Consider the following 8000-nt stretch of genomic DNA (forward strand, 5'->3'; position numbering starts at 1 on the left):
CCCGTCGGTGATCGGCCCGGCGCTCAATCGCAGACCGCGCCTTGGGATGCCGAGCCGACGAGTTTGGCGTATTTCGCCAGCACACCGCGGGTGTAACGGGGCGGCAGCGGTCGCCAGCCCCGCGCGCGCTCGGCCAGCTCGCCGGGCTCGACGAGCAGATCCAGGGTGCCCGCGGCCACGTCGAGACGGATGCCGTCGCCGTCGCGGACGAAGGCGATGGGTCCGCCGTCGACGGCCTCGGGGGCGACGTGCCCGACGCACAGGCCGGTGGTGCCGCCGGAGAAGCGGCCGTCGGTCAGCAGCAGGACGTCCCTGCCCAGGCCCGCACCCTTGATCGCGGCGGTGATGGCCAGCATCTCGCGCATTCCCGGGCCGCCCTTGGGACCTTCGTAGCGGATGACGACCACGTCGCCCGCGGTGATGACGCCGTTCTCCAGCGCGTCCATCGCGGTCCGTTCCCGGTCGAAGACGCGCGCGGTGCCGGTGAACACGTCGGAGTCGAAGCCCGCCGACTTGACCACCGCGCCGCCGGGAGCCAGCGAGCCGGACAGGATGGTGATGCCGCCGGTCGGATGAATGGGCCTGCTCAGCACCCGGACCACGGTGCCGTCCGGGTCGGGCGGGGCGATCTCGGCGAGGTTCTCCGCGACCGTCGCACCGGTGACGGTCAGGCAGTCCCCGTGCAGCAATCCGGCGTCGAGCAAGGTCTTCATCATCACCGGCACGCCGCCGATACGGTCGACATCGGTCATCACATGCGCGCCGAAGGGTTTGACGTCGGCCAGGTGCGGAACCCGGCGACCCACTCGGGCGAAATCCGCCAGCTCGAGATCGACGTCCGCTTCGTGCGCGATGGCCAGCAGGTGCAGCACCGCGTTGGTGGAGCCGCCGAAGGCCATCACCACCGCGATCGCGTTCTCGAAGGCCTCCTTGGTGAGGATGTCGCGGGCGGTGATGCCGCGCCGGATCAGCTCGACCACGGCCATACCGCTGCGCCGGGCGTAACCGTCGCGGCGGCGGTCGGTGGCCGGCGGCGCGGCGCTGCCCGGCAGGGACATGCCCAGCGCCTCGGCCGCGCTGGCCATGGTGTTGGCGGTGTACATGCCGCCGCACGCCCCTTCCCCCGGACAGATGGCGCGCTCGATGGCGTCGACGTCGGCGCGGCTCATCAACCCGCGCGCACAGGCGCCGACCGCCTCGAAGGCGTCGATGATGGTGACCTCACGCTCACTGCCGTCGGAGAGCTTGGCGATACCGGGCAGGATCGAGCCCGCGTAGAGGAAGACCGAGGCCAGGTCCAGCCGGGCCGCGGCCATCAACATGCCGGGCAGCGATTTGTCGCAGCCCGCCAGCAGCACCGTGCCGTCCAGGCGTTCGGCCTGCACCACGGTCTCCACGCTGTCGGCGATCACCTCCCGCGAGACCAGCGAGAAGTGCATGCCCTCGTGGCCCATCGAGATACCGTCGGAGACCGAGATGGTGCCGAACTGCATGGGGAATCCGCCCGCGGCGAACACCCCGTCCTTGCTGCCGCGCGCCAGCCGCTCCAGCGACAGATTGCACGGGGTGATCTCGTTCCACGAGGAGGCGACGCCGATCTGCGGTTTCTCCCAGTCGTCGTCGCCCATGCCGACCGCGCGCAACATGCCGCGCGCCGCGGTCTTCTCCAGCCCGTCGGTGACGTCGCGGCTGCGTGGTTTGAGGTCGGGCTCGGCGGTGAGGTGAGGTTCGTTCCGGTTCTCGGCCACTGCTTCATCATGCGCGCTCGCCCCGGCATGGCGCGGCGGCCACGCCGAACTCGTCCGCCCACAGCGGAATCGGCCGCCCCGTGATCCCGGTGGCTCGTAGCCTGAGGACCATGACCGAGCATCCGAGACTGCACTCGATCCCCGGCGGGCGCGAGGACCGGCGGCCCGCTCCCGTGCCGGAGCCGCTGTGGCGGGAGGTGCTCGGCGAACGCCTGCGCACCCTGCGCCTGGAACAGCGCGAAACGCTGGTCGAGATCGCCCGGCGCGCGGGCATCTCACCGCAGTATCTCTCCGAGGTGGAACGTGGCCGCAAGGAACCCTCCAGTGAGATGATCGCGGCGGTCGCGGGCGCGCTCGGCATCACGCTGATCGGGCTCACCGTGCAGATCACCGACGACCTGCGAGCGCACCGCAGACGCGCCGCCCCCGGCCGCACCGGTGGTCCGGTGTCGTGCTGCGCGCGGCCCGAGTTCGGTTTCCCCGACTCGTTCCCGAGCGACGTGCGGCCACATACGCTGCACCCCCTCTCGGCGCCGCCGCTGCTCGCCCCGGCATCGGGACTCGCCCCCGCGAACGGCCGGTTCGCGGGGGCCGGGCTCCTCAGCCGCGTGGGCTGAGCACGGTGTCGACCAGCCCGTACTCGAGCGCGGCCGCTGCGGTGAAGACACGGTCGCGGTCGGTGTCCTCACGCAGCCGTTCCACCGGCTGACCGGTGTGCCTGGACAGGATCTTCTCGATCTCCGAGCGCATCCGGACCAGCTCGTCCGCCTGCAGGATCAGATCGGGAATCGGGCCCTGGCCGCGGGCGGCGGGCTGGTGCAACACCACGCGTGCGTGCGGCAGGATGGCGCGGTGACCGGGCGCGCCGCCGGCGAGCAGCACCGCCCCCACCGCGATGGCCTGGCCCACGCACGTGGTGTGCACCGGTGCGCCGATGTGCTGGATCGTGTCGTAGACCGCCAGCATCGACGGCAGATCGCCGCCCTCGCAGTTGATGTAGAACTCGATCTCGCGGTCCTGGTTCTCCGACTCCAGATGCAGTAGCTGCGCGATCAACGCGTTGGCGACACCGGAGTCGATCGGCGTTCCCAGATAGATGATCCGTTCGGCGAGCAGATGCGAGTAGATGTCGGTGATGCGCTCGCCACCGCGCGGATGCGCGGCGATGACATTGGGAATGGTGTAGGCGCTCATATCGCCAGCCCCGCTCGACGACGGAAGGCCACGATCTGGTCGAAGTCGTCGACGATGTGATCGACGAAGCCGTACTCGGCGGCCTGCGTGGCGGTGAACCAGCGGTCGTGCAGGGAATCCTCGTAGATTCGCTCGTAGGGTTGCCCGGTGTCGGCGGCGATCAGGCCCAGCACCGTCTCGACGGTATGGCGCAGATCGCTCGCCTGCACCTCGACGTCGACGGCGGTCCCGCCGATCCCCGCCGAACCCTGGTGCATGAGGATGCGCGCGTGCGGCAGGGCGTAGCGCCTGCCCGGCGTGCCCGCCGAGAGCAGGAACTGGCCAGCGCTGCACGCCAGCCCGAGAGCGAGGGTGGACACCTCGCAGGGCACCAACCGCATCACGTCGCGGATGGCCAGCATGGCGGGCACCGAGCCGCCGGGCGAATGGATCCACAGCGCGATGGGCGCGGTGTCGTTCTCGGCGGCCAGCGTGAGCAACTGGGTCGCCAGCAGTGTGCCGTTGTCGTCGTCGAGCGGACCGTCGAGGACCAGGATGCGGCGGCCGAGCAATTGCGCTCTGGCCCGCCAGTCGAACAGCGGAGTCTTGTCGTCGTGAGCCATGAACCCACGGTGCCCCGCCGCCGGGCCGCAGCGGGGTCCACGCTGCCCTGGGCAGATCCGCTCTCAGCGGCGAGCCCCGTGACAGCGACATCGCCGCACCGGCAGGCTCTACACGACCACTTCCACTCGGTCACCGGGCGACAGGTAGCCGAAGAACGCTCTGGCGCCCTCCGGGGTCATCCGGATGCAGCCGTGCGACTGCTTGTCGACGGGTCCGATGTGGAAGGCGATGTCCCCGTTGAAGAAGATCGCGTACTCCATCGGCGCGTTGTGCATGGTGCTCCAGTGGAAGGGCTTCTTGAACGCCACCGAGAACACTCCGGGCGGCGTCTCGTAGCCCGGCATGCCGTGCGAGATGGGGGTGGGGCCGTAGACGGTGCGACCGCCGTCCATCAGCCAGGCCTCGTTGGTGGTCAGCCGCAGGCACGCGCGGGCCAGCTCCGAACACGGCGCGGGCGGCGGCGCGACGATGGCGGGCACGCCGGGGATGTCGGGGCCGCCCGGCCACAGCGGCTCGGCTCGGACACCACCCGCTCCGGCGATTTCGGTCGCCATGGCGGCCGTGGCGGCGAAGCCTAGAACGGCGGCGAGACGACTCGCCCAGTGGGACGAACGCACAGAACTCATCACGCACCTGACCTCTCTACCCGGTCGAGCCTCGTCGCTCCGCCGGGTCGCTGGGGTTCACCGCGAGGTGTCTTTTTCGATCATGACGGTCGTCGGAGACACCGATCGAGAACGGTATGGAACCGTTGCCAACGCGTCGCTGCGTGCGCCGCTCAGCCGGAAACCGCAGCGGTGAAATTTGAATAACAAGACTCCGCGGTCCGAACTCCACGGGCATCGGTCCGGTAAATTCTGCTCTCTGAGCGTGTGTAGTGGTGAATCGCGTTTTCTCGCCTCGTGGCAGAACAGTCGGCATGGCACGAAAGCAATGGCCCGAAAGCATCGAAAAGGCAGGGCGCCGTGAGCACTTCGCACCACCCCGGTCCGGCCGGATATCCGAGGGAGCCGACGCTCTCGTTCACACCGATCGCCAGACCGTTGCTGTTCGACGTCCTCGATGCCGCCGTGGCCGCGGACAACAGCCGCGTGCTGCTGCTCAGCGCGCCGGCGGGGACGGGCAAGACCGTGCTGGTCGCCGATTGGGCCGCCCACCGCCCCGGTCTCACCGTCCACTGGGCCCGCGCCGCCGAACTGCGGGCCGCACCGCCGGACCTCCCCTCCCGCGGGGTTCTGATCGTCGAGGACGCACACCTGCTGGCCGACCCCGAGGCGACCGCCGAGTTCGAACGACTCCTGCTCGACGCCCCGCCGGACAGGACGGTGATCGTCTGCGCGCGCCACGATCCGCCGATCCGCTGGCATCTGCTGGAATTGCGGGCCCGCCTGAACCGCCTCGGTGCGGCCGAATTGGCTTTCACCGCAGGCGAATCCGCCCGGCTCTGCGGCGAACACGGGGTGCGTCTCGACGACGCGGGCCTGGCCACGGTAACCGGGCTGACCAGGGGCTGGGCGGCGCTGGTGCGTATCCTCGCGGTCCATCTGGCCGCGCATCCGGAAGAACTGGAGGCACCCGCGCTGCTCGAGCGCCCGCCGCACCCGGTCGCCGGATACCTTGCCGCCGAACTGCTCGACGACCTCACCCCCGCGCTGCGCGCGTTCCTCACCGTCACCGGTGTGCCCCTCGCGTTCACCGAGAAACTCGCCGACGAACTCGCCGGGGGCGGCGCCGGACACTACCTGGACGAACTGGACCGGATCGGATTCCCGCTGACCCGCACCGCACGCGGCACCGATGTGTGGATCCAGCACCATCCGATGCTGCGCGCCTGTTTCCGCGCCGAAGCCGACCGGCTCGGCACCGCGCGCATCACCGAACTGCACACCGCCGCCGCACACTGGTTGCACGCCGCCGGGCACCTGCCCGAGGCGCTCGCCCATCTGGGCGCGGCGGGAGACCGGCGCGAGCTGCTGGATTTCGTCGTCACCGCGGGACTGACGATGGTGCTCGACGGCAACGGCCGCGCGCTGTTCGACGAACTCACCCGCGCGGCCGTCGAGGTGATGGACGACCCGTATCTGTGGGCCCTGCGGGTGCTCGACGCCCTCGTGCACGGCGACCTCGCCGACGCGGGCGCCTATCTGGACCTGGCCGTCGCGCGCGGCGCTCACCGCGAGTCCTTCGCCCCCGCGGCGTGGACGGAGGCACTGATCGGGGCGCTGGCCGTCGATGTGGCGGCCTGCACCGGCGCCCCGCCCGTCGCGTTCACTCCCGCGGCCACCTCGACCGGCAACCCGGATATCGACTGCTACACCGATATCCAGGCGGCGACCGCGGCCGTGCTGGCGGGCCGGATCGCCGAGGGCGAGGAACTGCTGCATCGCGGGTCGGCGCTGGCCGAGCACGCCTGCCATCCCCGGCTGGTGTTGCGCACCGCGACCCGGCTGGCCCTGGCCGCCGCCACGGCCCAATCGACGAGTGCCATGCGCCGCAGGGCGGCACGGGCACTGGCGGTGGCCGCCGACCACGATCTCCTGGCTTCCTTCGACGCCGCGCAGGTCATGACCATCGCCGCGGCCGCGGCCTATCTGCGCGGGGAGGCGCCGGAGCCCTCGTACCTGACCGCGGCGCTGGCCTGGCACCGCGATCGCGACGGCGCGCACAGCCCGCTGGTCGGCGGGCACGGTCACCTGCTCGGCCAGCTGGCTCGTCTCGGCACGCAATCGGTTCACGGTGCGGGCGCGGCCGGCGGGCCGACGCCGGGCGCGGTGGTGGACACGCTGCATCGCGACATGCTCGCCCTGCTCGATCGCGACGACCACCCGCTCTACACCGCGGCACTGGTGCCCCATGTGGTGTGGGCGCTGCTGCGGATGCGTGAGCCGCGCACCGCCCGCCTGCTGACCGACAAGGCCAGATCGCGCCTGGGCGAACTGCCCGATGTGACGCTGGCGCGCGCGGCCTGCGCGCTCGCCGAGGACAAGCCGCGCCAGGCGCTGGATTCGCTCGAACCGCTGTTGTGCGCGCAGGACGCGCTGCGGCCGAACAGCCGGGTGACCGCCCGGCTGGTGTGCGCGGTGGCGCACTTCGCGCTGGGCAGGCCGAGGGCGGGGGCCGAGACGCTGGAACGGGCGGTGCACGAGGCCGCCGACGGTGAGATCGCGCGCCCTTTCCTCGACGTGCCGGGCGCGATCGCGTTGCTCGACGCCTGTTCCGGGCGATTCGCGCGCGCCGAGGCGTTCGTCGCCAGGATCAGGGCGAATCCGGCCGCCCACCGCGACATCTTCCGGCCCGCACTGACCGACACCGAACTGCTGGTGCTCAAGCAGTTGCCGACCGGGCGCACCGTCGGGCAGATCGCCACCGATCTCGGAGTGTCGATCAATACCGTGAAGACGCACTTGCGCGGCATCTATGGCAAGCTCGGCGCCAATTCCCGGGTCGGTGCACTGGACACGGCCCGCCGCAGCGGTCTGCTCTGAACCGACCCCTCGGACCCGCGCCGGATCAGGTGTGTTCGTGGGTGTGCTCGCGGCCGGCCGCATGGGCGGCCTCGTGAGCGGCGATGCGGGCGCGGACTTCCGGGCGGCGCAGCGGCGGCACGGACTTGGGGGGCGCCTTGCGTTCGGGCAGGCGCTCGAGCAGGCGGGTGGTCGCCGCGGCGATCTCGGCCACGGCTTCGTCGACGGCCGATCGGCTGGTCGCCGACACTGCGGTCAGGCCGCCGACCTTGCGCACGTACTGCAGCGCGGCGGCCTGGATTTCCTCCGGCGTGGCCGGCGGTTCGAGCCCGCGCAGGGCGGTGATGTTTCGGCACATACATCGAGGCTAACCGCTGCCGACACGGCCGAAAATACAAACTGGACGGTTGCCGAATTATCCTGTGGCGCACTGTGGAAACCCGTCCGGACGACGTGGGAAGCGGTATACGATGCCGCTGACGACGGCCTGTGCGCGCCGACCCGGCGTCCGGCATCAATGCGGCGTCTCGATCAATGGAGTACCCGTTGTCCGAACTGTTCAGCTCCACCCGGGCCGAGCCGGGTGCGGACGGGGCGGGCGAACGCCTGCTCTCGGAACTGGTCGAGCATCTTCGGCAGAACCGCACCGCCCTGCGCGCGCAGTGGGCGCGGCGCATCACCGAGGCCCGGTTGCTGACGGCGATGACCCCCGAGGAGATCTTCTCCGAGGTCACCTCCGTCTACGACAACTACGTGACCGTGCTGGAGACCGGTTCGGTCGGCGCGCTCGGGGACTACGCTCGCGATCTGTCCGAACGCATCGTCGTGCGCGGGGTGCAGACCGACGAGATCCTCGGCATCGTGCTGCTGCTGCGCGACGTGCTGGCCCGCTCGCTGTTCGAGAAGTACCAGTCCGACTTCGACCTGCTCGAGCGCGTCCTGGACGCCTACGAGCCCGCCGCCAACCGGGTCGCAGGCATGGTGGCCATCT

General features: G+C 70.8%; 7 protein-coding genes and 1 pseudogene. 3 read left to right on the forward strand and 5 right to left on the reverse strand.

Annotation, left to right across the window (positions count from 1 at the left end; all coding sequences use genetic code 11):
* Positions 1-23 precede the first annotated feature (23 nt).
* Positions 24-1748 (reverse strand): dihydroxy-acid dehydratase, encoded by a 1725-nt coding sequence (gene ilvD, locus NS3_RS22160; protein ID WP_067862847.1) that lies wholly within the window; start codon positions 1746-1748, stop codon positions 24-26.
* Between the two features lie 110 nt (positions 1749-1858).
* Here ilvD and NS3_RS30605 point away from each other — a divergent pair, with 110 nt between their 5' ends.
* Complete coding sequence (locus NS3_RS30605; protein WP_084495829.1) at positions 1859-2365, forward strand: helix-turn-helix domain-containing protein; 507 nt, start codon at positions 1859-1861, stop codon at positions 2363-2365.
* Here NS3_RS30605 and NS3_RS22170 read toward each other — a convergent pair.
* The 3 genes from NS3_RS22170 to NS3_RS22180 form a co-directional block, all read right to left on the reverse strand.
* The gene (locus tag NS3_RS22170) at positions 2349-2942 is read right to left on the reverse strand and encodes a ClpP family protease (protein ID WP_067862849.1); all 594 of its coding nucleotides are present in this window, start codon (positions 2940-2942) and stop codon (positions 2349-2351) included. The two genes, NS3_RS30605 and NS3_RS22170, sit on opposite strands and share 17 nt — an antisense overlap.
* On the reverse strand, positions 2939-3544 hold the full coding sequence (locus NS3_RS22175) for a ClpP family protease (RefSeq protein ID WP_067862851.1): 606 nt from the start codon (positions 3542-3544) through the stop codon (positions 2939-2941). Before NS3_RS22175 ends, NS3_RS22170 begins: the two co-directional genes overlap by 4 nt.
* 108 nt (positions 3545-3652) lie before the next feature.
* Complete coding sequence (locus NS3_RS22180; protein ID WP_084495830.1) at positions 3653-4171, reverse strand: L,D-transpeptidase; 519 nt, start codon at positions 4169-4171, stop codon at positions 3653-3655.
* A 339-nt stretch (positions 4172-4510) separates the two neighbouring features.
* Between NS3_RS22180 and NS3_RS22185 the strand changes: the two genes are divergently transcribed.
* Entirely contained in the window at positions 4511-7030 is a 2520-nt protein-coding gene (locus NS3_RS22185) for a LuxR C-terminal-related transcriptional regulator (RefSeq protein WP_067862855.1), read from the forward strand.
* A 25-nt stretch (positions 7031-7055) separates the two neighbouring features.
* Here the strand turns inward: NS3_RS22185 and NS3_RS22190 are convergent, their stop codons facing one another.
* Positions 7056-7367: a DUF2277 domain-containing protein gene (locus tag NS3_RS22190; protein WP_067862857.1), complete on the reverse strand. Its 312-nt coding sequence runs from the start codon at positions 7365-7367 to the stop codon at positions 7056-7058.
* Between the two features lie 176 nt (positions 7368-7543).
* On the opposite strand from NS3_RS22190, the pseudogene NS3_RS22195 reads away from it, so the two are divergent.
* Positions 7544-8000 (forward strand): annotated as a pseudogene (locus NS3_RS22195) (RsbRD N-terminal domain-containing protein); the annotation flags it as partial.

The sequence above is a fragment of the Nocardia shimofusensis NBRC 100134 genome (genome assembly GCF_001613125.1).
Taxonomy (GTDB): Bacteria; Actinomycetota; Actinomycetes; order Mycobacteriales; family Mycobacteriaceae; genus Nocardia; species Nocardia shimofusensis.

Bases quoted from the DNA above. Each gene is read 5' to 3' on its own strand.
- NS3_RS30605 (WP_084495829.1), top strand. From the start codon at position 1,859: ATGACCGAGCATCCGAGACTGCACTCGATCCCCGGCGGGCGCGAGGAC.
- NS3_RS22180 (WP_084495830.1), bottom strand. From the start codon at position 4,171: ATGAGTTCTGTGCGTTCGTCCCACTGGGCGAGTCGTCTCGCCGCCGTT.
- NS3_RS22190 (WP_067862857.1), bottom strand. From the start codon at position 7,367: ATGTGCCGAAACATCACCGCCCTGCGCGGGCTCGAACCGCCGGCCACG.
- NS3_RS22175 (WP_067862851.1), bottom strand. From the start codon at position 3,544: ATGGCTCACGACGACAAGACTCCGCTGTTCGACTGGCGGGCCAGAGCG.
- NS3_RS22170 (WP_067862849.1), bottom strand. From the start codon at position 2,942: ATGAGCGCCTACACCATTCCCAATGTCATCGCCGCGCATCCGCGCGGT.